Source organism: Streptomyces sp. BR1, from assembly GCF_052373795.1.
GTDB lineage: Bacteria > Actinomycetota > Actinomycetes > Streptomycetales > Streptomycetaceae > Streptomyces.
Genome location: NZ_CM126252.1, coordinates 6253003 through 6277485, shown reverse-complemented (window position 1 = coordinate 6277485; position 24483 = coordinate 6253003). Strand labels below are relative to the sequence as shown.

At 73.1% G+C, this 24483-nt stretch carries 22 protein-coding genes; 16 read left to right on the top strand and 6 right to left on the bottom strand.

The features are described 5' to 3' along the window. Positions 1 to 38: 38 nt before the first annotated feature. Positions 39 to 452, bottom strand: a complete 414-nt coding sequence (locus ACT1U9_RS27540) for a VOC family protein (protein WP_444535305.1) — start codon at positions 450 to 452, stop codon at positions 39 to 41. A gap of 307 nt (positions 453 to 759) precedes the next feature. On the opposite strand from ACT1U9_RS27540, the gene ACT1U9_RS27535 reads away from it, so the two are divergent. Then, positions 760 to 2331: an alkaline phosphatase D family protein gene (locus tag ACT1U9_RS27535; protein ID WP_444535304.1), complete on the top strand. Its 1572-nt coding sequence runs from the start codon at positions 760 to 762 to the stop codon at positions 2329 to 2331. A 164-nt stretch (positions 2332 to 2495) separates the two neighbouring features. After that, on the top strand, positions 2496 to 3926 hold the full coding sequence (locus ACT1U9_RS27530) for a GNAT family N-acetyltransferase (RefSeq protein ID WP_444535303.1): 1431 nt from the start codon (positions 2496 to 2498) through the stop codon (positions 3924 to 3926). On the opposite strand, the gene ACT1U9_RS27525 is transcribed toward ACT1U9_RS27530, so the two are convergent. After that, positions 3853 to 5067, bottom strand: a complete 1215-nt coding sequence (locus tag ACT1U9_RS27525; RefSeq protein ID WP_444535302.1) for a trans-sulfuration enzyme family protein — start codon at positions 5065 to 5067, stop codon at positions 3853 to 3855. The two genes, ACT1U9_RS27530 and ACT1U9_RS27525, sit on opposite strands and share 74 nt — an antisense overlap. A gap of 59 nt (positions 5068 to 5126) precedes the next feature. Between ACT1U9_RS27525 and ACT1U9_RS27520 the strand changes: the two genes are divergently transcribed. Both ACT1U9_RS27520 and ACT1U9_RS27515 read left to right on the top strand, forming a co-directional pair. After that, positions 5127 to 5657: an Lrp/AsnC family transcriptional regulator gene (locus tag ACT1U9_RS27520; protein WP_444535301.1), complete on the top strand. Its 531-nt coding sequence runs from the start codon at positions 5127 to 5129 to the stop codon at positions 5655 to 5657. A gap of 50 nt (positions 5658 to 5707) precedes the next feature. Continuing rightward, positions 5708 to 7390 carry a DUF885 domain-containing protein gene (locus ACT1U9_RS27515; RefSeq protein ID WP_444535300.1) on the top strand — a complete coding sequence of 561 codons (1683 nt, stop codon included), beginning with the start codon at positions 5708 to 5710 and terminating at the stop codon, positions 7388 to 7390. 58 nt (positions 7391 to 7448) lie between these two features. Here ACT1U9_RS27515 and ACT1U9_RS27510 read toward each other — a convergent pair whose 3' ends face one another. Further along, complete coding sequence (locus ACT1U9_RS27510; protein WP_444535299.1) at positions 7449 to 7934, bottom strand: rhodanese-like domain-containing protein; 486 nt, start codon at positions 7932 to 7934, stop codon at positions 7449 to 7451. Positions 7935 to 8028: 94 nt separating this feature from the next. On the opposite strand from ACT1U9_RS27510, the gene ACT1U9_RS27505 reads away from it, so the two are divergent. Then, positions 8029 to 8487, top strand: coding sequence for an Lrp/AsnC family transcriptional regulator (locus tag ACT1U9_RS27505; protein ID WP_444535298.1), 459 nt, complete (start codon positions 8029 to 8031; stop codon positions 8485 to 8487). Positions 8488 to 8512: 25 nt separating this feature from the next. Here the strand turns inward: ACT1U9_RS27505 and ACT1U9_RS27500 are convergent, their stop codons facing one another. The 3 genes from ACT1U9_RS27500 to ACT1U9_RS27490 form a co-directional block, all read right to left on the bottom strand. Beyond that, positions 8513 to 11524 (bottom strand): AAA family ATPase, encoded by a 3012-nt coding sequence (locus ACT1U9_RS27500; protein ID WP_444535297.1) that lies wholly within the window; start codon positions 11522 to 11524, stop codon positions 8513 to 8515. Further along, on the bottom strand, positions 11521 to 12732 hold the full coding sequence (locus ACT1U9_RS27495; RefSeq protein WP_444535296.1) for an exonuclease SbcCD subunit D: 1212 nt from the start codon (positions 12730 to 12732) through the stop codon (positions 11521 to 11523). The genes ACT1U9_RS27500 and ACT1U9_RS27495 overlap by 4 nt, the downstream gene beginning before the upstream one ends. Positions 12733 to 12802: 70 nt before the next feature. Next, positions 12803 to 13429 (bottom strand): YigZ family protein, encoded by a 627-nt coding sequence (locus ACT1U9_RS27490; RefSeq protein ID WP_444535295.1) that lies wholly within the window; start codon positions 13427 to 13429, stop codon positions 12803 to 12805. A 300-nt stretch (positions 13430 to 13729) separates the two neighbouring features. Here ACT1U9_RS27490 and ACT1U9_RS27485 point away from each other — a divergent pair, with 300 nt between their 5' ends. The 11 genes from ACT1U9_RS27485 (at position 13730) to ACT1U9_RS27435 (ending at position 24479) form a co-directional block, all read left to right on the top strand. Next, a complete protein-coding gene (locus tag ACT1U9_RS27485; protein WP_444535294.1) occupies positions 13730 to 14380 on the top strand; it encodes a hypothetical protein in 651 nt (216 codons plus the stop codon). Next, positions 14367 to 16067, top strand: coding sequence for a GH3 family domain-containing protein (locus ACT1U9_RS27480; protein ID WP_444535293.1), 1701 nt, complete (start codon positions 14367 to 14369; stop codon positions 16065 to 16067). The genes ACT1U9_RS27485 and ACT1U9_RS27480 overlap by 14 nt, the downstream gene beginning before the upstream one ends. Before the next feature lie 217 nt (positions 16068 to 16284). Further along, positions 16285 to 17142: a class I SAM-dependent methyltransferase gene (locus tag ACT1U9_RS27475; RefSeq protein ID WP_444535292.1), complete on the top strand. Its 858-nt coding sequence runs from the start codon at positions 16285 to 16287 to the stop codon at positions 17140 to 17142. A gap of 1 nt (position 17143) precedes the next feature. Further along, on the top strand, positions 17144 to 18568 hold the full coding sequence (locus ACT1U9_RS27470) for an FAD-dependent oxidoreductase (protein WP_444535291.1): 1425 nt from the start codon (positions 17144 to 17146) through the stop codon (positions 18566 to 18568). Then, positions 18565 to 19728 carry a hypothetical protein gene (locus tag ACT1U9_RS27465; RefSeq protein ID WP_444535290.1) on the top strand — a complete coding sequence of 388 codons (1164 nt, stop codon included), beginning with the start codon at positions 18565 to 18567 and terminating at the stop codon, positions 19726 to 19728. The genes ACT1U9_RS27470 and ACT1U9_RS27465 overlap by 4 nt, the downstream gene beginning before the upstream one ends. Then, the gene (locus ACT1U9_RS27460) at positions 19719 to 20537 is read left to right on the top strand and encodes a DUF6182 family protein (protein WP_444535289.1); all 819 of its coding nucleotides are present in this window, start codon (positions 19719 to 19721) and stop codon (positions 20535 to 20537) included. Before ACT1U9_RS27465 ends, ACT1U9_RS27460 begins: the two co-directional genes overlap by 10 nt. Next, positions 20530 to 21174: a LysR substrate-binding domain-containing protein gene (locus ACT1U9_RS27455; RefSeq protein WP_444535288.1), complete on the top strand. Its 645-nt coding sequence runs from the start codon at positions 20530 to 20532 to the stop codon at positions 21172 to 21174. The genes ACT1U9_RS27460 and ACT1U9_RS27455 overlap by 8 nt, the downstream gene beginning before the upstream one ends. Before the next feature lie 11 nt (positions 21175 to 21185). Next, the gene (locus ACT1U9_RS27450; protein ID WP_444535287.1) at positions 21186 to 21974 is read left to right on the top strand and encodes an alpha/beta fold hydrolase; all 789 of its coding nucleotides are present in this window, start codon (positions 21186 to 21188) and stop codon (positions 21972 to 21974) included. Further along, entirely contained in the window at positions 21974 to 22855 is an 882-nt protein-coding gene (locus ACT1U9_RS27445) for a class I SAM-dependent methyltransferase (protein WP_444535286.1), read from the top strand. Before ACT1U9_RS27450 ends, ACT1U9_RS27445 begins: the two co-directional genes overlap by 1 nt. A gap of 149 nt (positions 22856 to 23004) precedes the next feature. Then, on the top strand, positions 23005 to 23412 hold the full coding sequence (locus tag ACT1U9_RS27440; protein ID WP_444535285.1) for a CoA-binding protein: 408 nt from the start codon (positions 23005 to 23007) through the stop codon (positions 23410 to 23412). A gap of 203 nt (positions 23413 to 23615) precedes the next feature. After that, positions 23616 to 24479, top strand: coding sequence for an alpha/beta fold hydrolase (locus ACT1U9_RS27435; protein ID WP_444535284.1), 864 nt, complete (start codon positions 23616 to 23618; stop codon positions 24477 to 24479). The last annotated feature ends 4 nt before the right edge of the window (positions 24480 to 24483 follow it).

The following is a 24483-nucleotide window of genomic DNA, read 5'->3' as shown; positions in this document are numbered from 1 at the left end:
CAACTGTCACAGCCCGCACCCCTATGGGGCCCGGAAGCTCAGGAGTTGCTCCAACCCCGCATACACAGCACCAACCGGTACCCATCCGGGTCCTCGACGGTGACGCCCCACTCGTTCCAGTACGGGTTCGGCGACTGCACCCGCCTGCCCCCGTGTGCCACAAGACGCGCCACCAGCTCCTCCGGAACCTCCTCGTCCACGTAAACGACGAGGAGGTCTTCTTCCGTCGGCCGGGGCTCGACGGGGGCGGCGGGCTCGTGGACCAGCTCCAGGTGCCAGTCGGCGTCCGGCCAGCCGACCATCAGCAGGGCGTGCTCGCCGGGCGCCGTGCTCTCGGCGTCGTGCCGCCATACGACGTTCAGGCCCAGGCCCTCGACCCAGAAACGTTCCGCCGCGGTCAGGTCGCGGGACGGGCGGGCGATGCGGATGTGGGAACGGCCTCCGACAGGCATGACGGGCCCCTGTGCTTTCTCTGTTGGCGCCGCCGCGCCGGTTCGCGCGGCGGGGCCGCCGTTCGGCGGCCCGTACGGCAACGTACTCAACGAAGATCACCGGGTCGATGGTTCCTTCGTCGCAGGCCGCTGGTCCTACGCCGTCCGGTTCTGCGCCCCCACGCCCGCCCCTGCGCCCCCGCCCCGTCGCTCCCGCTGTTCACCTGTGGTTCGCGCCCGCGCCGCAGCCGGGCAGTAGGCATGGCGGGGACCGACACACCGGGATCACCCGTCCCTGCCGTACCCGACCGCCCCTGGAGGCGCCCCGATGCCGTACCGTCCGCGGATCTCCTCGCCCAACCGCCGTACCGTACTGAAGGGTTCGCTCGCCGCGTCGGCGGGATTCGCCGGGCTCCCGGCGGCGCCCGCGCTGGCGCTGTCCGGGCGGCCGAGCGCCGGGTGGGGCGTGCAGGCGGGCGACATCACGGCGTCGTCCGGGCTCATCTGGGTCCGCTCCGACCGGCCCGCCCGGATGCTGGTGGAGACGTCCGCCACCGAATCGTTCCGGCGGGCGCGCAGTTGGGTGGGGCCGGTGGTCGGTCCCGGCACCGACTTCACCGGGACGACGCAGCTGCGGGGCCTGCCGCCCGGCGAGCAGATCCACTACCGGGTCACGCTCGCCGACCCGGACGACCCGCGCCGTACGGGCAAGCCCGTGTCCGGCACGTTCCGCACCGCGCCCGCCTCGCGCCACCGCGACGTACGGTTCCTGTGGTCGGGCGACATCGCCGGGCAGGGCTGGGGCATCAACCCCGACCTCGGCGGCTTTCGTGTCTACGACGAGATGCGCCTGCTGAACCCGGACTTCTTTCTCTCCAGCGGAGACAACATCTACGCGGACGGGGTGATCCTGCCCAGCGTGACGCTCCCGGACGGGCGGGTCTGGCGGAACGTCACCACCGAGGAGAAGTCCAAGGTCGCCGAGACCCTGGCCGAGTACCGGGGCAACTTCCGCTACAACCTGCTCGACGACAACGTACGGCGGTTCAACGCGCAGGTCCCCTCGATCGTGCAGTGGGACGACCATGAAGTGCGCAACAACTGGTACCCCGGGCAGATCCTGGACGACGCCCGCTACACCGAGAAGAACATCGACGTCCTGGCGGCGCGTTCGCTGCGCGCCTTCAGTGAGTACTTCCCGGTCTCCACGCTGCGGCCCGGCAGCCGTGAGGGCCGGGTGCAGCGGGTGGTGCGGCACGGTCCGCTGCTCGATGTGTTCGTGCTCGACATGCGGACGTACCGGAACGCCAACTCGCCCGGCCGGCAGGCGGACGACACGGTCGGCATCCTCGGCGCCGAGCAACTGGAGTGGCTGAAGCGGGAACTGGGGCGCTCGCGCGCGGTGTGGAAGGTGATCGCCGCCGATATGCCGCTCGGTCTGGTGGTCACCGACGGTCCCACGGACTTCGAGGCCGTGGCGCAGGGCGACCCGGGCGCACCGCTCGGCCGCGAGCTCCAGATCGCCGAGCTGCTGCGGTTCATCAAGCACCGCAGGATCACCGGCACCCTGTGGCTGACCGCCGATGTGCACTACACGGCGGCCCAGCACTACGCGCCGGAGCGGGCCGCGTTCAAGGACTTCGCGCCATTCTGGGAGTTCGTGTCCGGGCCGCTCGCCGCGGGCGGCTTCCCGGCGAACCAGCTGGACGGCACGTTCGGCCCCGACCAGGTGTTCGTGCACGCGCCGGCCCGGGCCAACGCCTCGCCGATCGAGGCCCCGCCGAACTTCGGCGAGATCGAGATCGACGGCGGCAGCGGCGAGCTGACGGTACGGCTGCGCGCCGAGGGCGGGTCGGTGCTGTTCACCAAGGTCCTGAAGCCCGGGCTGGTGGGGCAGTGATCTGACATGGGGCCGTTACCTCGTACGGTGGTTACGCAGCCGGCGCCCGGCCTTCACGGCGTCTCATCCCGTAAGAAATAGTCCCAAAATCACCAGAACCACGCTTAACCCATCAGTCACAAAGCGTTCGTGATCACGCAACACCGCTCGGTCACAGTGAGGGCATGACCGATATGCCTGAGCGCAATGTCCCCACTGACCCCAACAGCACCCACCGCCACCACTGGCGACGGGACATGACCGAGCTGGCCGCGCTGTTCACGGCCGTGGCCGTGGCCGACGGACTCGCGAATCTGGTCGCGCACGGGCCGGACGGCCCCTTCCTGCTGGTCGCCTCCGCCGTCGCGCTGGTGGCCTCGGCGGCGTTCCACACCTGGTGGGCCCGGCGCCACAGCCACGCGCCCCCGGGCGAGGCCGCCATCGATACGGGCGCGGCGCCCGCCACCACCGGCGCCGCGCCCACCGTCCACGCCGGGGCGGACGCGCCGGCGCGCGAGAGCCAGCTGTGGCGGATGCGCACCACCGTGCGGGACGAGCCGGGCAGCCTGGCTTCGCTGTGCATCGCGCTCGCCCACAACCGGGTGGACATCCTGACCCTCCAGACGCATCCGCTGGCCGACGGCACCGTGGACGAGTTCCTGCTGCGGGCGCCCGCCGACCTGCCCGCCGCCCAGCTCACCCGCGAGATCGCGGCGGCGGGCGGACACGACACCTGGCTGGAGCGCGCCGACGCGCACGACCTGGTGGACACGCCGACCCGGGTGCTCTCGCTCGCCACCCGCACCGCCCTCGACGCGGCGGAACTGCCGCTCGCACTGCGCCAGTTGCTGGGCCGGTGCAGCATCCACTCGCTGCCCGCCGTGTCCGTGACGGGCCGCCCGACCGGTGAGAGCGCGCCGGTGGAGGGCGTACTCGAAGCGACCACCATGCGGCTGCGCGATCCCCGCGGCGGGGTCATCACCATCGAGCGGCCCCATCTCCCGTTCACCCCGACCGAGTTCGCGCGGGCGCGCGCCCTCGTCGAGCTGGACGCGCGCCTCGGTCCCCGCATCCCGCGCAGCCAGGACGTGCTCACCCTGCCCGAGGGCAACGAGATCACCGTCCGCCGCGCCGGTCAGGACGATGTCGAGGCCGCGAAGGCGATGCACGAGCGCTGCTCGGACCGCACGCTGAGCATGCGCTACCACGGCCCGGTGGGCGACGCCGACCGCTACATCAACCATCTGCTGAGCCCGCGCTACGGCCGTACGCTGGCCGTGCAGACCGCCTCGGGGCGGCTCGTCGCCCTCGGCCATCTGCTGTGGGACGGCGACGAGACCGAGGTGGCGCTGCTCGTCGAGGACTCCTGGCAGCGCCGGGGCATCGGCTCCGAGCTCCTGGGCCGACTGGTCGCGCTGGCCACGGAGGCGGGCTGCGAGAGCGTGTACGCCGTGACCCAGTCGTCCAACACCGCGATGGTGGCGGCCATGCGCGGTCTCGGACTGCCCCTCGACTACCAGATCGAGGAGGGCACGCTGGTGGTCACCGCCCGGCTGCCGAGGACTCCCATGCCGGCACGACCGTCGCTCGGCTCCCTGGAGCAGGCGGAGCGCTGAGCGCCCGGTCCAGGTCGCGCCACAGGTCCTCGACGTCCTCCAGGCCGACCGACATGCGCAGCAGCCGGTCGCTGACACCGGCGGAGCGCCGGTCCGTCTCGGCCACGATGCGGTGGCTGATGGAGGCGGGGTGCTGGATGAGGGTGTCGACGCTGCCGAGGCTGACGGCGGGGGTGATCAGGCGGACGCCCGCGATGACGCGGTGCGGGTCGCCGTACACCTCGAAGGAGATCATCGCGCCGCCCACCGACGGATGATGGACCCGGGCGACGCGCGGGTCGGCGGTCAGCCTGCGGACCAGTTCCGCGGCGCTCGCCGACGCCGCGCGGATCCGTACGGGAAGCGTCGCCAGCCCTCTGAGCAGCAGATATCCCGCGAGCGGATGCAGTACGGCGCCGGTGGCGAACCGCACCTGGCGCAGCCGCCGGGCGAACTCCTCGTCGCAGGCGACGACGCCGCCCATCACGTCTCCGTGTCCGCCCAGGTACTTGGTCGCGCTGTGCAGCACGATCCGTGCGCCCTGGGTCAGCGGCCGCTGGAGCACCGGGGTGGCGAAGGTGTTGTCGACGAGCAGCGGGACCGTGCCGCAGGCGTGTGCGAGGGCCCGGATGTCGACCTCGGCGAGCGTGGGATTGGCCGGGGTCTCGACGATCACCAGGCCGGTGCCGGGCCGGATCGCGTCGGCGACGCCGGCCGGGTCGACCCAGGTCACCTCCGTACCGAGGAGCCCGGCGTCGAGAAGGTGGTCACTGCATCCGTACAGCGGCCGGACCGCGATCACGTGCCGCAGGCCCTCGGCGGCCCGGGCGAGCAGGACCGCGGTGAGCGCGGCCATGCCGCTGGCGAAGGCGACGGCGCTCTCGGCGTCTTCCAGCCGTGCGAGCGCTGTCTCGAAACGGCCTACGGTCGGGTTGTCGAGCCGGGCGTATACCGGCGGCCCGTCGGGCAGGACGCCGGTGGCCGCGAAGGCGTCGATACGGGCCGCCTCGCCCGCACTGTCGTACGAGGGGTAGGTCGTGGAGAGGTCGATCGGCGGGGCGTGCAGTCCGAGTCCGGCGAGGTCGTCGCGGCCGGCGTGCACGGCTTCGGTGGCGAGGGCGCGGGGTGCGGCCGGGCCACGGTCCTGCGTGTCGGTGTCCATGGCGGCACTGTGACCTCATGACCGGAATTGATCGGTGGACTCCGTGCTACGTTCGGCCAATGGCGGATTCTGTCGCACTGGACCCGGTGGATCTGGACATTCTGCGCCTGTTGCAGAACGACGCCCGGACCACGTACCGAGATCTGGCGGCGCAGGTGGGTGTGGCGCCCTCCACCTGCCTCGACCGGGTCGCCCGGCTGCGCCGCTCCGGCGTCATCCTGGGCCATCAGCTCCGGCTCGACCCGGCCAAAATGGGCCGTGGCCTGGAAGCACTCCTCTCCGTACAGGTACGACCACATCGGCGTGAACTGATCGGCCCGTTCGTGGAGCGGATCCGGGCGCTGCCGGAGTCCCGCGCCCTGTTCCATCTCACCGGCCCGGACGACTACCTGGTCCACGTGGCCGTGGCGGACACGGCCGATCTCCAGCGGCTGGTGCTCGACGAGTTCACCTCGCGGCGCGAAGTCGCCCGGGTGGAGACCCGGCTGGTCTTCCAGCACTGGGAGTGCGGCCCTCTGCTGCCTCCCTCGTCGACATCTCCGTCAACTTCCGCTTCGTCCCCTCTCTCCTCTTCCGCCCCCGGTGGCTGAAGGTCGACAGTGGGTGACGCGGAGCCCGTGGGCGTACCAGGATGTGGTCCATGCCAGACACTTCCAGCAGCGTGCTGCCCCGCCAGGTCGCCGACGCGTACGTCGACGCACTCATCGAACTCGACCCCATCACCGGTACGTATCTGGGCGTAAGCAAGAGTTCCCGTCTGCTTCCGGACTTCACCCCCACCGGGCAGGAGGCGCAGGCCGCGCTCGCCCGCGCCACGCTCGCGCGGCTCGACGCGGCCGAGCTGCTGCCGGGCGCGGACTCCGACTCCGAGCGGCGCTGCGCCAGACTGCTGCGGGAGCGCCTGTCGTCCGAACTCGGCGTCCACGAGGCGCAGGAGGGCCTGCGCCTGGTCAGCAATCTGCGCTCGCCGGCCCACGCGGTCCGCCAGGTGTTCACCATGATGCCGGTCGCCGACGACGAGGACTGGGCGGCGGTCGCGGCCCGGCTGAGGGCCGTCCCGGCCGCGCTGGAGGGCTACCGCGTCTCGCTGGAGACGGGCCTGGACCGCAAGCTGTACGCGGGCCCGCGCGCCACCGAGACGTTCATCGGGCAGCTCACCGAGTGGATCGGCACGGACCACAACTGGTTCGAGGACTTCGTCGCGCCCGGCCCTCAGGGCCTGCGCGACGAGCTCGACGCCGCCGCGCGCGTGGCGGGCGAGGCGCTGGTCGCGCTGCGCACCTGGCTGAGCGAGGTGTACGCGCCCGCGATCGCGGGGGCGCCGGACACCGTGGGCCGCGAGCGGTACGCGCGCTGGGTGCGGTACTTCAACGGCACGACCCTGGACCTGGACGAGGCGTACGCGTACGGCTGGTCCGAATACCACCGCATCCTCGGCGAGATGAAGACCGAGGCGGAGAAGATCCTGCCGGGCGCGGGCCCTTGGGAGGCGCTGGCCCACCTCGACGTGCACGGCGTCCACATCGAGGGCGTCGACGAGGTCCGCGACTGGCTCCAGGCTTTGATGGACGAGGCGATCGAGGCCCTTGACGGCACGCACTTCGAACTCGCCGAGCGGGTACGGAAGGTGGAGTCGCACATCGCGCCGCCCGGCAGCGCGGCCGCGCCCTACTACACCGGCCCGTCCGAGGACTTCTCGCGCCCGGGCCGCACCTGGCTGCCCACCATGGGCGAGACCCGCTTCCCGGTGTACGACCTGGTCTCCACCTGGTACCACGAGGGCGTCCCGGGCCACCATCTGCAGATCGCGCAGTGGCGGCACGTCGCCGACCGGCTCTCCCGCTACCAGGCGACCATCGGCACGGTCAGCGCCAACGCCGAGGGCTGGGCCCTGTACGCGGAGCGGCTGATGGACGAGCTCGGCTTCCTGCCCGACCCGGAGCGGCGGATCGGGTATCTGGACGCGCAGATGATGCGGGCGTGCCGGGTCATCGTCGACATCGGCATGCACCTGGAGCTGGAGATTCCGGACCACTCGCCGTTCCATCCCGGCGAGCGGTGGACGCCGGAGCTGGCACAGGAGTTCTTCGGCAGCCACAGCGGGCGTCCGGCCGACTTCGTGGAGAGCGAGCTGACCCGCTACCTGTCCATGCCCGCGCAGGCGATCGGCTACAAACTGGGCGAGCGGGCCTGGCTGTTGGGCCGTGAGAACGCCAAGAAGCACCACGGGGACGCCTTCGACGCCCGTGCCTGGCACATGGCGGCGCTCTCCCAGGGGCCGCTGGGCCTGGACGACCTGGTGGACGAGCTGTCCAAGCTCTGACGCCGATGCGGTGGTGGGCCGCTCCCGGCCCACCACCGTGTCCGCCCGCGCCCGCCGGTCAGCAGCCGCAGTTCTCCGAGTCGACGGGCGCGGTCAGCGGGTCGGCGTCGCGCTTCTCGCGGCCCTCCCAGGTCTCGAACTCGAAGCCCTCACGCACCCAGTACTCGAAGCCGCCGAGCATCTCCTTGACCTGGAAGCCGAGTTCGGCGAGCGCCAGTGCGGCGCGGGTGGCGCCGTTGCAGCCGGGGCCCCAGCAGTAGGTGACCACGGGCACCGACTTGTCCAGAATCTGCTCGGCCTGCTCGGCGATCAGCGCGGTCGGCAGGTGGACGGCGCCGGGGACATGGCCCTGGTCCCAGGACTCGGTGGAGCGCGAGTCGAGCACGACGAAGCCCGGGTCACCGCCCGCGGCCAGGGCGGACGCCACGTCGGAGACATCGGCGTGGAAGACCAGGCTGGCGCGGAAGTACGCGGCGGCATCGGCGGGAGCGGCCGGGGCGACGCGGAGAACGGAGTTGGTGGCGGCGAGCTGCGTTGTTGTCATGGCCAGAAATCTACGGCCATCGCTCCGCCGCGAGAAGGTGCGATCCCCGGAACATCTCTTGATTCGCCGGTGATTTCACGGTTGTCTGGCAACCATGACCGAGTATTCCCCTGACGCCACGGACTGGCGCATCCTGGACGCCCTCCAGCAGGACGGCCGCGCCAGCTTCGCCGAGCTGGCCCGCACCGTCGCCATGTCCCCGAGCGCCGTCACGGAACGGGTGCGCCGCCTCGAAGAGGCGGGGGTGATCTCGGGCTACACGGCGGTCGTCGACCAGGAGCGGCTCGGCCGCTCGATCCTCGCCTTCGTACGGCTGCGGTATCCCAACGGCAACTACAAGCCGTTCCACGATCTTCTGGAGACGACCACCGAGATCATGGAAGCGCACCATGTCACGGGCGACGACTGCTTCGTGATCAAGGTCGCGGCGCGGTCGATGAACCATCTGGAGGAGATCTCCGGGAAGATCGGCACGCTGGGCTCGGTGACGACGAGCGTGGTCTACTCGTCGCCACTCCCCCGGCGCGCGATCAGCATCCCGTCGACGGGCTGACCTGCACGCGGGACCGGCGGGCCACTCAGCCCGGTATCCCGGCCGAGCGGTGGCGCACCTGTGAGCCGTCGCGCCCCTTGACGATCTCCAGTTGGGTGGGGATGCGGCGGCGCAGGTCGCCCACGTGGCTGACGATGCCGACGCTGCGTTCCCGCTCGCGCAGCGAGTCCAGTACGTCCAGGACCTCGTCGAGGGCCTGGTCGTCCAGGCTGCCGAAGCCCTCGTCGATGAAGAGCGTGTCCAGGCGTACGCCACCGGCCTCGTCGGTGACCACATCGGCGAGGCCGAGGGCGAGCGCCAGAGAGGCGAAGAACGTCTCGCCGCCGGAGAGCGTGGCGGTGTCCCGCTCGCGGCCGGTCCAGGCGTCGACGACATGCAGCCCGAGCCCGGAGCGGCCGCGTCCGCCCTTGGCGTCGGAGTGCACCAGCGTGTAGCGCCCGCCCGACATCCGGCCGAGCCGGGCCGTCGCGGCGGCGGCCACCTGCTCAAGCCGCGCGGCCAGTACGTACGACTCAAGGCGCATCTTGCGTTCGTTGTCGGCGGAGGTGCCCGCCGCGAGCCCGGCGAGCCGCGCCACCCGGTCGTACTCGATACGCAGCGGTCCCATCCGGCGCGTCTCCTCGGCGGCCCGGCGGCCGAGGGTGGCGAGCTCGTCGCAGCGGGCGCGCGCGGCGGCGAGCGCCGAGGCGGCCTCGCGCAGGGCGCGGGCCACGCGCGCGTGGGCGGCCTCGGCCTGTTCGGTCCGCGCGGGCGGGCGGGCCGCCGCCGCGACGGTGGCGGGCTCGGCGAGCCGGTCGGCGACGGCGGCCTCCTCGCGCTGCCAGTCGTCGAGCCGGTGCTGGAGCTCGCTCTGCTGCCGCTCGTCCAGGAAGGCGGCGGCCGCGGCCCGGGGGGTGTCGAACCCCGCCCGGAAGGCCGCTTCCGACAGCCGTCCGTCCGCGTCCTTGAGGCGCTGCGCGCTCGCCTCGACCTCGCGTACGTCGGTCGCGGCCGCTGCGAGGAGTCCGGCGCGGTGCTCCAGGAGCGCCGCCTGCTCGGCGACGCTGCCCGCCTCGCCCCTGGCCTGCGCCAACTCCTTTTCCAGGGCGCCCTGTTCCCGGTCGAGGAGTTCGCGCTGGGCCATGAGGGCCGATGCGCGGTTGGTGGCCTGCTGCTGTTCGGTGCGCCGCCGGCCGTGCTCGCGCTCCGCGCTCTCGAACGCCTCGCGGGCGGCGTGCAGCCCGGCGGCGAGCGAGCGGACCTCGCCGTACTCGGCGTCCAACTGCCGCACCTCGTCGGCGAGCTCCGCAAGCGCCGCCACGCCCGCCTCCGCGCGCTTCGCCGCGTAATGCTCGCGGACCGAGGCGAGCGCGCGCTCGGCGTCGGCGCGGGCCGCGTCGGCGCCCCGGTACGCCTGCTGCGCGGCCTCCTCCGTCGTACGGTCCACTTGACCGGCGCCCACGCGCGCGGGGGCGGGGTGTTCGGGCGAGCCGCAGACGGCGCACGCCTCTCCGTCGCGCAGCCCGGCGGCGAGCTCGGCCGCGATGCCGCGCAGCCGCTCCTCGCGCAGTTCGAGCCAGTGCTCATGGGCCGCGTTGGCCCGTTCGCGGGCAGCGCTCTGCTGCGCCTCGGCGGCGTTCAGACGGCCTTCGAGCGTGTCCCGGTCGCGGGCTGCGGCCAGTCGGCGCCGGGCCGGGTCGAGCTGTCCGGCGAGCTGTTCCGCGCGCGTGGCGGCCAGGTGGGCCGCCTCCACGCACTCCTGGTGGCGCAGGCGCTTGGCGTCCCAGGAGGCGAGCCAGGCGCCCGCCTCCAGGAGCAGTTCGTCGTCGGCCCTGGCCTGGCGGTCGAGGTCGGCGCGTTCGGCGGTGATCTCGGCACTTCGGCGCTCGGCCCGGCGGGCGGAGTCGAGCGCGCCGAGATCTTCGCGCATCTTCCGTTCGAGCGCGGCCAGTTGCTCGGCTCCGGCCTCGGCGAGGTCGGGGGGCAGCTGGGCCCGGGAGCGCTCGCGTGCACCGCTCGCCGCGTGGTGCTCGCGCTCGGCCTGCTCCCGCAGCGCGAGGGCGGGCGCCACGAGGTCGGCCTTACGGGCCTGCTCCAGGCGGTCGCGTACGGCATCGCGCCGGGGCGCGGCGGCGGCCAGCTCGTCGGCGCGGCGGCGGGCGTCGGCGTAGCCGCGCTGGAGTTCGGCGAGGCGGCGCTCGTCGTCCAGGGCGGTGCGCGCGGCCGCCTCACGGCTCTCGGCCGCGGCCAGCGCCGAGTCGGCGACGGCGAGCCGTTCACGGGCCCCTACGCGCGCGACGGCGGCCCAGGCGAGGACATCCTCGGCGAGCCCCGGCTCGCCCGGGCGGCTGTCGGGCAGCGGCCACTCGCGCGCGTCGGCGCTGTCCCCGGCGGCCTGCGCCATGCGCTGGGCGAGGGCGAGCAGCCGCTCGTCACCGCCCCGCACCTGCTGTTCCGCGGCCCGGCGCAGCTCGGCCAGGCGCTCCTCGACGGCCGCGAACCTGCCGGTGTCGAAGAGGCGCCCCAGGAGCTTGCCGCGCGCCTCGGCGTCCGAGCGCAGGAACTTGGCGAAGTCCCCCTGCGGCAAGAGCACCACCTGGCAGAACTGCTCTCGGCTCATCCCGATGAGCTGCCCGATCTCCTCCCCCACCTCCTGGTGGGAGCGGCTCAGCGCCTGCCAGCCGTCCTGGCCGTCGTACTCGCGCAGCCAGGTCTGCGCTTTCTCGACGGTGAAGCCGGTGCCGCGCTTCTTGGGGCGGTTCTGCTGCGGCCGCCGGGTGATCTCCAACCGCCGTCCGCCGACGGTGAGTTCGAGCAGCACCTCGGTGACGCTGTCCGGCGCCGCGTGGTCGCTGCGCAGCGTCGCGCTAGGGCTCTGGCGCGCCCCGGGCACGGCTCCGTACAGGGCGTAGCAGACGGCGTCGAGCACGGAGGTCTTGCCCGCGCCGGTGGCGCCGTGGAGCAGGAAGAGTCCGGCGTCGGAGAGCGCGTCGAAGTCGACTTCCTGGGTGGCGCCGAAGGGGCCGAACGCGGTGACGCGCAGCCGGTGGAGCCTCATCGTCCGGCCTCCTGTCCGGCGTCGGCCACACCCGTGCGTACGCGCGCGTGGTCCAGCGTCAGCGCCTCCTCGACCCGTACGTCGTCGAAGGCGCCGCGCAGCACCGTCCGCTCGTGCTCGTCGGGGCCGCTGCCGCCGCGCACATGGGCGACGAAGTCCTCCGCGATCTCCTGGTCGGTGCGGCCCTGGAGGCGTCGCGCGTACGAGGCGAGCGGGTCCTCGGGGGCGCGGTCCGGCTCGAAGACGAGGCTGAGGGTGTGCGGGAAGCGGGCGGCGAGGCGGGCCATCGCGTCGTCGGGGCGCACCGGGTCGGTCAGCGTCGCCTCGACCCACGCCTCCTCATGGCGCTCAAGCGCCGGGTCCTCCAGCAGGTCGTCCAGCCGCCCCCGAATGCGGGCCAGCGCGCGCGGTACGGGGCAGTCGATCCGCTCGGCGGTGACGGCGCCGTCGGCGGCGAGGTCGACGAGCCACATCGACTTGCGGTGGGTGGTCTCGGAGAACGAGTACGCGAGCGGGGAGCCCGAGTAGCGCACGCGCTCGGTGATGCTCTGGCTGCCGTGCAGATGCCCGAGCGCCACATAGTCGACGCCGGCGAAGACTCCGGCCGGGACGGCGGCGACCCCGCCGACCGTGATGTCCCGCTCGCTGTCGCTCGGCTCCCCGCCCGCCACGAAGGCGTGCGCGAGGACGACGGAACGGGTGCCCGGCGCGCGGGCGGCGAGGTCGGCCCGGACGCGCTCCATGGCGGCGCTCAGCACCTGCTCGTGCCCGGCCTTCGCGGTCTTGAACTCGTCCCGGACCAGGGCCGGTTCGAGGTACGGCAGCCCGTAGAACGCCACGTCCCCGTCCGCGTCGGCCAGCAGCACCGGGGTGGCGCACCCCGCCGGGTCGGTGCGCAGATGGATACCGGCGCGCTCGATGAGACCCGCGCCGACGCCGAGGCGCCGGGCCGAGTCATGGTTCCCGGAGATCATCACCGTGGGCACGCCCGCGTCGGCGAGGCGGTGGATGGCCCGGTCGAAGAGCTCCACGGCCGCGAGCGGCGGCACGGCCCGGTCGTAGACATCGCCCGCCACCAGCACCGCGTCCACGGCGAACTCGCGCGCCGTCGCCACCAGGTGGTCGAGGAACGCGGCCTGGGCGTCGAGCAGGCTCACCCGGTGGAACGACCGTCCCAGGTGCCAGTCCGACGTATGCAGGAATCTCATGATCCCCGAGGGTAACGGTGGGGTCGGACATCCCGGGCGGCAACTGCCTTACCGGTACGGCGCAGAGCTGTCACGCGTCCCCGTACGCCTCTCCGCCGAGCTCCAGCGTCGCGGTGCCCGCGGTGGTGTCGGCGAGCCAGGCGCGCAGGGCGTCCACGTCCGCCTCGGGGATGCCGATCTCGATCGTCACGGCCTCCGCGTAGCGCACCTCGCGCACGGCGCGGCCGGTGGCCCTCAGATCGTTCTCCAGCTTGCCCGCGCGCTGGTGGTCGACCGTGACGGTGGCCAGGCGGAAGCGTTGGCGCACCACGGTGCCGAGCGCGTCCAGGGCCTCGCCGACCACGCCCCCGTAGGCGCGGATGAGGCCGCCCGCGCCGAGCTTCACACCGCCGTAGTAGCGGGTGACGACGGCGACGGCGTAGCGCACCTCGCGGCGGGTGAGCATCTGGAGCATGGGGACTCCGGCGGTGCCGCCGGGTTCGCCGTCGTCGCTGGCCTTCTGCACGGAGGCGTCGGCGCCGATGACATAGGCGAAGCAGTTGTGGGTCGCCGTCGGGTGCTCCTTGCGCACGCGCGCGATGAACTCCTGCGCCTCCTGTTCGGTGGCGGCGGGCGCGAGCGCGCAGATGAACCGCGATCGGTTGATCTCGGTCTCGTGCACGCCCTCGCGGGCGATCGTCCGGTACTGCTCCTGCATACGGCCACCCTATGCGGTGCCGCGCACCCGCCCGCCCGGCTCACGGGCCACGCGCGCGTAGCGGCCGTAAGGGTGCGGGATCGGCGGTCCACCGGGAGTCGCAAGGTGATGCGTATCACGCACTTCAGGACGAAAGCTTCTGGATCGCCTCGCCGGGATGACCGTCGGACGGCTGTCACATGAACCCCCACCTGCGGCTCCCCCTTGATCCTCAACTCTCGCTATAGCAAGAGGCGACAGGCTGCGGGGAGGAGTCGTGTCACAGCAGAGAGTGCGCCGGTTCACAAGGAGCAGCCCTATATGTCACCACATCTGCCGTTATTCACCGTCCTCCTGGGAGGCGATTACGCGGGCAAGTCATCGGCGATGTCCCGGCTCGCGGCCGACCCGGAGCCGGTGCGGGTCGTCTCGGTCGACGACCGGTTCCTGGAGGCCCGGCACACGCTGATCGGACGGCTGCGGCGCGATGTGGTCAAGACCGTCGCCGCGCCCGACGGCGCCTACTCACCGGACTTCATGGCCAGCATGCTCCAGACGGCGGTGGTACATCTGCGCGACCAGCTCCTGACCGCGGCGGAGAGCGCCGACGGACGGCCGCTCGTCGTGGACTCGTACTACTACAAGATCCTTGCGAAGTGCCGTCTCGCGGGGGTGCGCGAGAACCCCATGTACGACTGGTGGCGCTCCTTCCCGCAGCCCTCCCGTGTCGTCTACCTGAAGGTCTCGCCGCGCGAGGCCTGGCTGCGCAGCCGCCGGGGGACGCGGCTCAACTCGCTTGAGTACTACGGCGACCGGCCGGACCGGGCCTCCTTCGAGCGCTACCAGAGCGACCTGGACAAACTGCTCTGGGACGAGATCAGCCACCTTCCCGTCACGGTGATCGAGCAGCACCACTCGGCCGAGCGCACCGCCGAAGTCGTACGGGAGGCGGTCCGTCATGACCACACCTGACCCGCGCCGGGACGACACCTCGTGGGCGAACCCGGAGCGCGTACGCCGCTACCACGCGCGCGTGCTCGGCGAGCGGGCCCGGCTGCGCGCCGCGTTCGCGGACGCGGCCGGCCACCAGCAGCGCACGCTCACCGACCTGCTGGCCTTCAACGCGGACACCGAGTACGGCCGCGCCCACGGCTTCGGCCAAATCCGCACCCTCGACGACTTCCGCAAGGCCGTCCCCGTACAGGACTACTCCGCCCTCGCGCCCTGGATCGAGCGGGCCGCGGCGGGCGAGGAGAACGTCCTCACCGCGGACCGGCCCGCCGTGTTCTTCACCAGCAGCGGCAGCACCGGCGCGCACAAGAAGATCCCGGTCACCCCGCGCTTCATGCGGACGACGTTCTTCCCGTTCTACTACGCGGCGTGGGCGCCCCTGATCGAGCACTTCCCCGATGTCCTCGCGCGCCCGGACGCGGTGCTCAACCTGAAGCACGACCCGCTGGCCGCGCCCCCCACGACCGCCTCCGGCAGCCCCCATGTGGGCGCCAGCCAGGTCGACTTCGGCACGCGGTTCGGCGAGCCGCTGTCCGCCGAGCCCGGCACCGGCGCGCCCTGGGCGACCCTGCCCGTGCCCGTGGCGGCGGGCGAGCACCTGGAGAAGATGTATCTGCGGCTGCGCATGGCCGTGGAGAGCGATGTGCGCTGCGTCATCGGGATCAACCCGGCGATGGTCGCGGCCCTTCCCTACCAGCTGGACCTGTGGTGGCCCCGGATCGTCAAGGAGGTCCACGACGGCACGGTGGGCGGGCTGCCGCACGGCGCCCCCAACCCGGCGCGCGCCGCGGAACTCCAGCGGCTGGCCGATCGTTTCGGAAGAGTACGCCCAGCCCATATCTGGCCGAACATGCGCGCCTTGTTCTGCTGGACCACCGGGCTCGCCTCGCTGTATCTGCCCAGGCTGCGCGAGGAGTTCGGGGCCGGGGTGACCGCGCTGCCCGCGCCGGTCGCCGCGTCCGAGGGGCCGGTGGGGGTGGCTCTCGACCGCCATCCGTCGGCCGGCAGCCTGGTGGTGACCGCGTCGGTGTACGAGTTCGCCGACGCCGACGCCGACCTCGCGCCGGACACCGCGACGCTCGGGCCCGACGAGCTCGAACCGGGCCGCGACTACCACGTGATCTTCAGCCATGTGGGCGGGCTCTACCGCTACAGCGTGGGCGATGTGGTGCGCGTGGTGGACCGTGAGGACGGCGTGCCGCGCGTCGAATACACCGGCCGCAGCACGCTCTCCGACGCGGCCGGGGAGCGGCTGCGGGACGCCCAGGTGATCCGGGCGCTCGGCGAGGCTCTGGCGGCCGGCGGGCTGGAACTGCGCAACGCGGCGTGCCGGGTGCGGGACGCCGAACAGGGCGCCCCCGCCTACGAATTCGCCGTGGCCCCGCAGACCCCGTGGAGCGACGACGAGTCCCGGCGGTTCCTGCCGCGCCTGGACGACGCGCTCGGCCGGGAGTCGGCCGGGTACCGCCGGGCCCGTGCCGAGCACCGGCTCGGCGCGCCCACCCTGGTACGGCTGCGGCCGGACGCGTTCCTGCGCGACTGGCAGGCGGCCGTCGCCACCGGCATCCGCCCCACCCAGGTCAAGGACCGGCTGCTCCGCCAGGACCCGACCCAATGGCACCGCCTCACCGACGGGGCCGGTGCCTGACCGACGCCACTCGGGTGCACGGCCGGATTACCCGACCGGCCGTCCCCCGACCGGCGGTCCTGGGCCCGCCGGTCCCTTCCAACGGCACGCGCGCGTGGGCTACGAACGTCCTCCACGCGCGCGGCCGTCGCACTCCCCGAACGCCGTACCCGACTCCGCCGCACTCCCGCCCCCACCGTCCGATCGCCATCCGACCGACCGAAGGAGACGAGCCCGCGTGACCGAACTGCTCGACGCCGTCGAACGCACCGCCCTGCTCACCGCCGCCCTGCGCGCCGCGGAGACACGCCGGCCCGACCGCATCTACCAGGATCCGTACGCGGACGCCCTGTGCGGCGACATCGGGCCCGAACTGCTCTGCCAGATCCGGGCGGCGACGTTCCCCGCGGACTCCACCCGTACGCTCCCCAGCACCCCCGACTACAACGCGATCCGCACCCGGTTCTTCGACGACTACCTCCAGGAGGCAGCACGTGAGCCCGGGATGCGGCAGATCGTGCTGGCCCCGGCCGGCATGGACTCGCGCGCGTACCGCCTCGACTGGCCCGAGGGGCTGCGCTACTTCGAGATCGACCGGCCCGCCGTCCTCGCGTACAAGGAAAGCCGCCTTGAGGGGATCACGCCGCTGCCCGACCACCGCACGGTGGCCGTCGACCTGACCTCGCCCGACTGGGAAGACGACCTCAAGGCGGCCGGATACGACCCGTCGCTGCCCTCCACCTGGCTGCTCGAAGGGCTGCTGTACTACATCCCCGAACCGGACACCCACCGCATCCTGAGCCGGGTCGCCGCCCTCTCGGCGCCGGGCAGCCGGATCGCCGCCGATCTGGTCAACGCCGCCGCTCTGACGCTGCCTCATATGCGCGGTCTGCTGGACATCTTCGCGGGCTGGGGCTGCCCCTGGCTGTTCGGGACGGACGAGCCCGAAGCGCTCTTCGACGGCCACGGCTTCTCCGTCGAGGCGCTCCAACCCGGCGAACCCAGGGCCGACTTCGGCCGCTGGCCGGACCCCGTACCGCCCCGGGACGTCGAGAACGTGCGCCGGGTGTTCTTCCTCCACGGTCGGCGGCGCTGACATGGCCAACGCGTTGGTCGTGGGAGGCAGCGTCGCGGGCCTGGCGGCCGCGCTCGCCCTCGCCGGGTCCGGCCGCAAGGTCGTCGTCCTGGAGCGCTCGGCCCCGCCGCCCCGGGGCGCGATGGCCGATCTGCACAACCGCTGGCAGCGCCCGACCGTGCCGCAGGCCCAGCAGTCGCACACGCTGACCTCGCTCGGGGTGCAGACGCTGCGCACGCGCGCGCCCGAGGTCCTGGAGCGGCTGCTGGCGTCCGGTGCCCCGCTGTTCGACCTCACGCGCGCGTTGCCGCCGGGAGCCACCGACCGGGGCCGCGAGGTCGGCGACGACGACCTGGTCGCGGTCGGCTGCCGCCGCACCACCCTCGAACTCGTCCTGTACCGGACGGTCGAGGCGCTGCCGCAGGTCGAGATCCGGCACGGCACGACCGTGCGCGGACTGCGGCTCGACCCCGAAAAGCGTTCCGTACGCGGTGTGGTGACCGCCAACGGCGCGCATCTGTCGGCCGACGTGGTCGTGGACGCCACCGGCCGGCGCGCGGCCTCCCGCACCTGGCTCGCCGACGCCGGGGTGGGCCTGGGCAACGATCTGACCACGCCGTCCGGCCTGCGCGGCTTCACCCGGTTCTACCGGCTCAGAGGCAGCTCGCTGCCCGGACCGCTCACCCGGGGCCACGCCGCCGGGGACATCTGGGACCACTACGCGGGCGTGCTCCACCCCGGCGACGCGGGCACCTTCGCGATCGCCCTGGGCACCCTGCCCGGCGACCTCGAACTGGACCGGCTGCGGCACCCGGCCGTCTTCACCGCCCTCGCCCGCGCGACACCGGGTCTGTCGGCGTGGCTCGACGACAGCGTCAGTGAACCGCTCTCCGGCGTCCATGTGATCACCGGCCCGGCCAACGCCCTGCGCGCCGCCGCCGTACGGCCCTCCGTGGCGGGTCTGTTCCCGGTCGGCGACGCGGCCTGTGTCACCAACCCGCTCTTCGGACGCGGTATGTCGCTGGCGCTCGCCCAGGCCTTCGGCCTCGCCGACGCGCTCGCGGCACACCCGGCGACGGAGCGGCCGGAGGCGGCGGCCCGGTTCGCGGACACCCTGCTGCGCCCGTGGTACGAGCACGCCGCCGGAAGCGACCGCGAGCGGATCGGCCAGTGGAGCGCCGCCGTGCACGGGCGCCCCCAGCCGCCCGCCGACCCCGGCTGCCCGAGCGGCCAGATCCGCGCGGCCGCCGCGCACGACGGCATGGTGTGGCGGGGGTTGATGCGGGTCCTGATGGGGCTGAGGACTCCGGACGAGGTGTTCGGGGACGAGAAGTTCCACCACCGGGTCGCCCACGCACCGCGCGGCACCACACCCTCGGGCACCGCGCCGCTGCCCCGCCAGGAGCTCCTGAGGGCCCTCGACGCGGCCGAGGAGGTCCAGCCGTGACCACACCCGCCCTCGCCCCCTCCCCGCGCCCCCGGCAGGCCGCCAGCACATGCCGCCGGGTCCTGCTCGCCCCGGTCACGATCACTCCGTCCAAGCCGCTCGGCCCGTCCCACCTCAAGGGGCTGTTCTGGACGGACGTGATGTACCGGGCGACCGGCGCACTCGCCGAGGTCGACTACCGCTTCAGCCACACCACGTACCACCTCACCGAACAGACCCTGGCCTTCTGGGAGTTCCTGGACCGCACCCAGGGCGACACGGACTACTCGGGGCTGTCCGAGGACGACATCGGCATGCTCTACGTCCGTCACCGCGCGGCCCGGGAACAGGCTCCGGCCGCCGCGCTGCGCCCGTACGCCGACGCCGTCGAGCACCACGGCTGGGTGCACCCGGCCGCCACCCGGGTGCTTGAGCTGTGGCGGGCGCAGTACGCCCGTCTCGGTCTGCACGACCCCGGGCTCCTCGCGCACCAGCCGCCGGGCCTCGGCCTGGAGGAGATGCTGGACCACCTGCGCGCGCGTGGCCTGTGTCTGGACCACCGCGACCTGGGCGGCCCGGTCTACCTCGATCTGACCCGCCACGGGCTCCCGCTGCGCCGGATCGTCACCGCCGACGGCCGCCCCAACTACCTCGCCTGCGCACTGCGCGAACTCCTGCCGCTCGCGCCCGAGTACGACGAGGTGGTGTTCCTGTACGACCCCGACCTCGACCCCGACTACCAGTTGCTCGCCCGCGTGCTCGCACCCCTGGGGCCGACCGTGCACCGGGTTCCGGTCGGCCGGGTGCCGGTCGACGGCGAGATCCGTTCGGCGCGCAAGGGCGGCTGGCGGGGGCAGGACGCGGCCGCGCTCCTGGACGCGACCGCCGGGCACGACGAGGCGGCGACCCGACTCGGCATGCGGCTCTACTTCATCGCCACGCTGGGCCCGGGCCAGGGCCAGTCCCATCGGCCGGACCTGCTGGGCCAGTGCCTCAAGCGCGCCGAACGTCTGCTGGCCGGCGCCCCGCCGACCGCAGAGGACGGCCTGCCCGAGCGGCTGGGTGTCCACCGCCGCGACCACGTGTACGTGGACCCGTACCGGCTCACGACCAGTCTGCTGGCCCGGCACCGCGCCGCGCCCGCCCGCGATCTCCTCTCGGCGGTGTTCCTGTGCCCCTGACCCAGCGACGACTGCACGACGAGGCGTACCGGCGACTGCGGGACGTCCGGCCCGAACTCGCCACTCCGGCGGGCGAGTCGGACCTCGCCGCCCTGTTGCGGGCGCGGGCCGAGGCGGTCGAGCGGCCGGGGGCGGACGCCGTCCAGGCGGTGGCGGTCCTGCGCGGCTTCGACCCCGCGGCCTGGGTCCGGGACGCGACCGCGTTCGCGCTCGGGCTCGCGCCGGACACCGCGGCAGCCTGGCGGCGCTCATTCACCCGAACGGTGTACCTGGCCGGGAACCCGGAGAACCTGCTGGGCCGTTACTCCTTCGACCACCTGGCCGAGGACGGGTCGGTCGGCTGGTGCGGACCGGCACCGGCCGCGAACAGCGCGGGGCTGCGCCGCCTGCTCAAGCTGTTCCTGTCCACGGCCCCGTTCCCGGTCGGCCCCCCGACCACGATCACCGTGCCGCCGCCACACGGGGCCGCGGCACGAGGCCCCGCGTCACGCGGGTCCGCGGCACACGGACCGGCGCCTCACGGTCCTGCGTCACACGGCCCCGCGCCGAGGGCCGCCGTGCACCGCGATCTGTACGTCGCGGCGTCCGGCGTGCCCGTGCCCGAGGCGCTGGTCCACCTCAACCACCTGGTGGTCGAGGCGGCCCTGGACGGGCTGATCGGGCCGGGCGACCGGCTGACCCTGCGGTCCGTCCCGAGCCTGACCGGGGCGGTCACACCGTTCGCCGCGCTCCGTGTCGACGTCGACCGCGCCCATCCGCACCAGCTCCGCGCGTTCGCCGCGCTGACCGAGGAGACTCCCGATGTCTGACCCGTCCACCCGCAGCGCCCCCGGCGCACCGCCCGTTCGCTTCGGCATCCACGGCTCGCCCCACCTCGCCTCCACCGTGGTGCGCGCGGCGGGCCGCGACGGGAGCGACGTACAGATGGTCGGATACGACGTCGAGGACCCGTTCCGGGGGCTGCGGGCCAAGGAGCTCGACGTCATGATCGTCAAGTACGGGCTGCGCGAGCCGGATCTGGCGGTGAGCCGTCCGGTGGCGTACGACCCGCGTGCCGCGATCGTCGGCGCCCACCACCCGCTCGCCACGCGCGCGTCGGTGTCGGTGGAGGAGCTGGCCGACTACGACGCGTTCCGCTGCCCCGGCGCCTTCCCCGCCTATGTGTGGGACGAGGTGGTCCCGCCTCGGACCCCGGGAGGCCGCGCCATACGGCGGCGGTACGACATGGGCACGGTGCAGGGCCTGATGGAGCTGCTGGCCGGGACCGACGCCGTACACATTTCGTTCCAGTCGCTCGACACCATCACGCCGCCGCACATCAAGGTGGTCCCGATCGCGGATCTGCCGCCCGCGCCGGTGGCGCTGGCGTGGCTTCGGGAGCCCGAACCATCGGGACATGTAAGGCAGTTCATCACGGACGCGGAGAACGGGAGCACGGCGCGATGACGACGCAGGCGATGACACAAGCGACAGCGGGCGGCGTCCCCGTGGTGCTGCTGCACGCGCTCTCCCTCGACTCCACGATGTGGGACGCGCAGCGGTACGCACTGGAGCGGCGCGGGCATCCCGTGATCGCCCCCGACCAACGCGGCTTCGGCACATCCCCGCTCGGCGACGGGCCGCCGTCGCTCGACACGGTCGCCGACGACCTGGCCCGGGAGCTGGACCGGCGGGGCGTCGACCGCGCCGTGCTGGTCGGGGTGTCCATGGGTGGCTATGTCGCGATGGAGTTCCTGCGCCGACACCCCGGGCGGGCTCTCGGTCTCGCGCTGATGTCCACGCGCGCGGAGGCGGACGACGAGGCGGCGCGGGCGGGGCGGGAGGGCTTCGCCGCGCTGATGGCGGATCCGGCGAAGGCCCGGGCGTTCATCGAGTCGACGGCGCCCCGGCTGGTGGGCGCCACCACGCACGCCGAACGGCCGCAGGTGGTGGCCCGGTTGCGTGCCGTACTGGCCGGGGTCTCCCCCGTCTCGCTGGCCTGGGCCCAGCAGGCGATCGCGGCGCGCGTCGACGCCACGGACGTACTGCGGGCCGCCGACATACCGGCCGTGGTGATCACCGGCGCGGAGGACCAGCTGGTCTCGTCGGCGGACGCGCGCGCGATGGTCGAGGCCCTGCCCCGGGGACGCCACTCGGTCATCCCGGGCTCAGGCCATCTGCCGCCACTGGAGGTCCCGGCGGCGACCCTGGCCGAGCTGGACACCCTCATAAGCGAAGTGGTCGCCGAACGGGAGGAGGCACGCTGATGCTGACGGACGACCACCGGGCCTGGGGGTTCACCTCCTCCACCGGGCTCGGCTTCACCCACCACACCATCGTCGACGCCCACTTCGACGCCTGCCGGGACGCGTATCTGGGGCTACTCGGACAGGCGGGGATCCAGCCGGGCGCGCACGTCCTGGACGCGGGCTGTGGCGGCGGGGACTTCCTGCCGTGGCTGGCCGATCTCGTCGGGCCCGAGGGCCGAGTCTCGGCCGTCGACCTGGCCGAGGAGAACGCCGCCCTGGCCACCGAACGCCTGACGCGGTGGTCCCCGGCATGTCCGGTGGAGGTGCGCCGCGCCGATCTCCTCGAACTCCCCTACCCGGACGACTCGTTCGACGCCGTGTGGTGCGCGAACACCGTCCAGTATCTGGGCGACGCCGAACTGGCCCTCGCCCTGCGGGAGATGCGGCGGGTGGTCCGGCCGGGCGGGACGGTGGCGGTGAAGGACCTGGACGCGCATCTGATCACCGCCCGGCCCATCGATCCGTACCTCTTCGCGGACTTCTTCCGCGCGGCCGGACGGACCCCGGGCTACGCGGCCCAGCTGCTGCGCACCCGGGACCTCTACCGCCATCTCAAGGCAGCGGGGCTGACGGGGGTGCGGCAACAGACCGTCCTCATCGAGCACTTCGCCCCGCTCACCCCGCAGGCCCGGGCGTTCTACGCGCCCACCTGCGCGCAGCTCGCCGGGCAGGCCCTGGAGCTGGGCCTGAGCGAACAGTGGCGGCGCTTCGTGGACCCGGACGCGGCGGACCATCCGCTCGACTCGCCCGACGGGTACATCAGCGAGGGCAATGTGCTGGCGGTCGGGACGGTTCCGGGCGACGGGACCGTGCCGGGTGACGGGACCGCCCCCCGCTGAAGGACCGTTCCCGGTGGCAGGAAATGTGCCCGGTGTCGGGGAATTCCAAGACCATCCTGTTCGTTCCCAGGGAGAGGAGAGCATCCAGACGCAAGAACATCCAGACCACCAGACCAGCTGATGGACCCGAAGTCCGCAGGAGGCACGGCGTGAACAGCGAGCAGGAGACGATCCACCGGGTCCTCACCCAGAGCGGGGACACCTGGGCGATCGTGGGGCTGTCCTCGAACGAGCGGCGGGCCGCGCACGGGGTCGCGGACGTGCTCCAGCGGTACGGGAAGCGGATCGTGCCCGTACATCCCAAGGCCGAGACGGTGCACGGGGAGCAGGGCTATCCGTCGCTGGACGCGATTCCGTTCAAGGTCGACGTCGTGGACGTCTTCGTGAACAGCGAGCTGGCCGGGGACATAGCGGACCAGGCCGTCGCGGTCGGCGCCAAGGCCGTCTGGTTCCAGCTCGGGGTCATCGACGACGCGGCGTACGAGCGGACGCGGGCGGCCGGGCTCGACGTGGTCATGGACCGGTGCCCCGCGATCGAGATACCCCGGCTCGGCTGAGCCCTCGGCCGCGCCACACCTCCGTCACTGCCACACATCCACCGCCGCCACGCCTCGGCCCCGGCCGCGCGTCGGTCGCCTCCCAGACGCAGAACTCCCGCGATACGGAACACCCGGAACCGGTAGCCGCTGTACCGGCCGCGTTCCGTACGCGCATACTGGCGCCAGCCGCAGCCTGCGAACGGACGCACGGGAGGCGCTCCTTGCACAAGGTGATACGCACCCCGGACGGCCGCAAGCTGGCCGTCGAGACCCGTGGGCACCCTCTGGGCAGGGCGGTCTTCCTGCTGCACGGCACACCCGGAAGCCGACACGGCCCGGCCCCGCGCAGCACCGTCCTGTACCGGATGGGTGTCCGGCTGATCACCTTTGACCGGCCGGGATACGGGGACTCAGACCGTCGGCCCGGACGTCGGGTGGTGGACGCGGCCGACGACGTGGCGGCGATCGCCGACGCGCTGGGCATCGACCAGTTCGCCGTGGTGGGCCGCTCGGGCGGGGCGCCGCATGCGCTGGGGTGCGCCGCGCGGCTGCCGGACCGTGCGGCCAGGGCGGTGGCGCTCGTTCCGCTCGCGCCGCGCGATGCGGACGGGCTCGACTGGTTCGAGGGCATGACCGAGGACAACGTGCGCGCGTATACGATCGCGGCGGGCGGGCCCGAGGCCGTGACCGCCGCGCTGGAGGTGCGGGCCGAGGCGATACGGGCCGACCCTCGGGCCACCGTTGCCGCGATGCACGGCATGGTGCCGGAGCCGGATCGCGGGGTGCTGACCGACGCTGCGATCAGAGCGCTGCTGGTGCGCAACTTCGCGGAGGGGCTGCGCACTTCGACCGATGGATGGGTCGACGATGTGCTGGCGCTCAGCTCGCCGTGGCGCTTTCGGCCCGAGGACATCCGGGTGCCGGTACTGCTGTGGCACGGGGCGCAGGATGTTTTCGCGCCCGCGTTGCACACGCATTGGCTGGCCGAGCGGATCCCTGGGGCGCGGTTCGAAGTGCCTCCGGACGCCGCCCACTTCGGTGCACTGGAGGTGTTCACCCGGGCCCTTCGGTGGGCGCGGTGGTGACCCG

Bases quoted from the DNA above. Each gene is read 5' to 3' on its own strand.
- ACT1U9_RS27540 (WP_444535305.1), bottom strand. From the start codon at position 452: ATGCCTGTCGGAGGCCGTTCCCACATCCGCATCGCCCGCCCGTCCCGC.
- ACT1U9_RS27535 (WP_444535304.1), top strand. From the start codon at position 760: ATGCCGTACCGTCCGCGGATCTCCTCGCCCAACCGCCGTACCGTACTG.
- ACT1U9_RS27530 (WP_444535303.1), top strand. From the start codon at position 2,496: ATGACCGATATGCCTGAGCGCAATGTCCCCACTGACCCCAACAGCACC.
- ACT1U9_RS27525 (WP_444535302.1), bottom strand. From the start codon at position 5,067: ATGGACACCGACACGCAGGACCGTGGCCCGGCCGCACCCCGCGCCCTC.
- ACT1U9_RS27520 (WP_444535301.1), top strand. From the start codon at position 5,127: ATGGCGGATTCTGTCGCACTGGACCCGGTGGATCTGGACATTCTGCGC.
- ACT1U9_RS27515 (WP_444535300.1), top strand. From the start codon at position 5,708: ATGCCAGACACTTCCAGCAGCGTGCTGCCCCGCCAGGTCGCCGACGCG.
- ACT1U9_RS27510 (WP_444535299.1), bottom strand. From the start codon at position 7,934: ATGACAACAACGCAGCTCGCCGCCACCAACTCCGTTCTCCGCGTCGCC.
- ACT1U9_RS27505 (WP_444535298.1), top strand. From the start codon at position 8,029: ATGACCGAGTATTCCCCTGACGCCACGGACTGGCGCATCCTGGACGCC.
- ACT1U9_RS27500 (WP_444535297.1), bottom strand. From the start codon at position 11,524: ATGAGGCTCCACCGGCTGCGCGTCACCGCGTTCGGCCCCTTCGGCGCC.
- ACT1U9_RS27495 (WP_444535296.1), bottom strand. From the start codon at position 12,732: ATGAGATTCCTGCATACGTCGGACTGGCACCTGGGACGGTCGTTCCAC.
- ACT1U9_RS27490 (WP_444535295.1), bottom strand. From the start codon at position 13,429: ATGCAGGAGCAGTACCGGACGATCGCCCGCGAGGGCGTGCACGAGACC.
- ACT1U9_RS27485 (WP_444535294.1), top strand. From the start codon at position 13,730: ATGTCACCACATCTGCCGTTATTCACCGTCCTCCTGGGAGGCGATTAC.
- ACT1U9_RS27480 (WP_444535293.1), top strand. From the start codon at position 14,367: ATGACCACACCTGACCCGCGCCGGGACGACACCTCGTGGGCGAACCCG.
- ACT1U9_RS27470 (WP_444535291.1), top strand. From the start codon at position 17,144: ATGGCCAACGCGTTGGTCGTGGGAGGCAGCGTCGCGGGCCTGGCGGCC.
- ACT1U9_RS27455 (WP_444535288.1), top strand. From the start codon at position 20,530: ATGTCTGACCCGTCCACCCGCAGCGCCCCCGGCGCACCGCCCGTTCGC.
- ACT1U9_RS27450 (WP_444535287.1), top strand. From the start codon at position 21,186: ATGACACAAGCGACAGCGGGCGGCGTCCCCGTGGTGCTGCTGCACGCG.
- ACT1U9_RS27445 (WP_444535286.1), top strand. From the start codon at position 21,974: ATGCTGACGGACGACCACCGGGCCTGGGGGTTCACCTCCTCCACCGGG.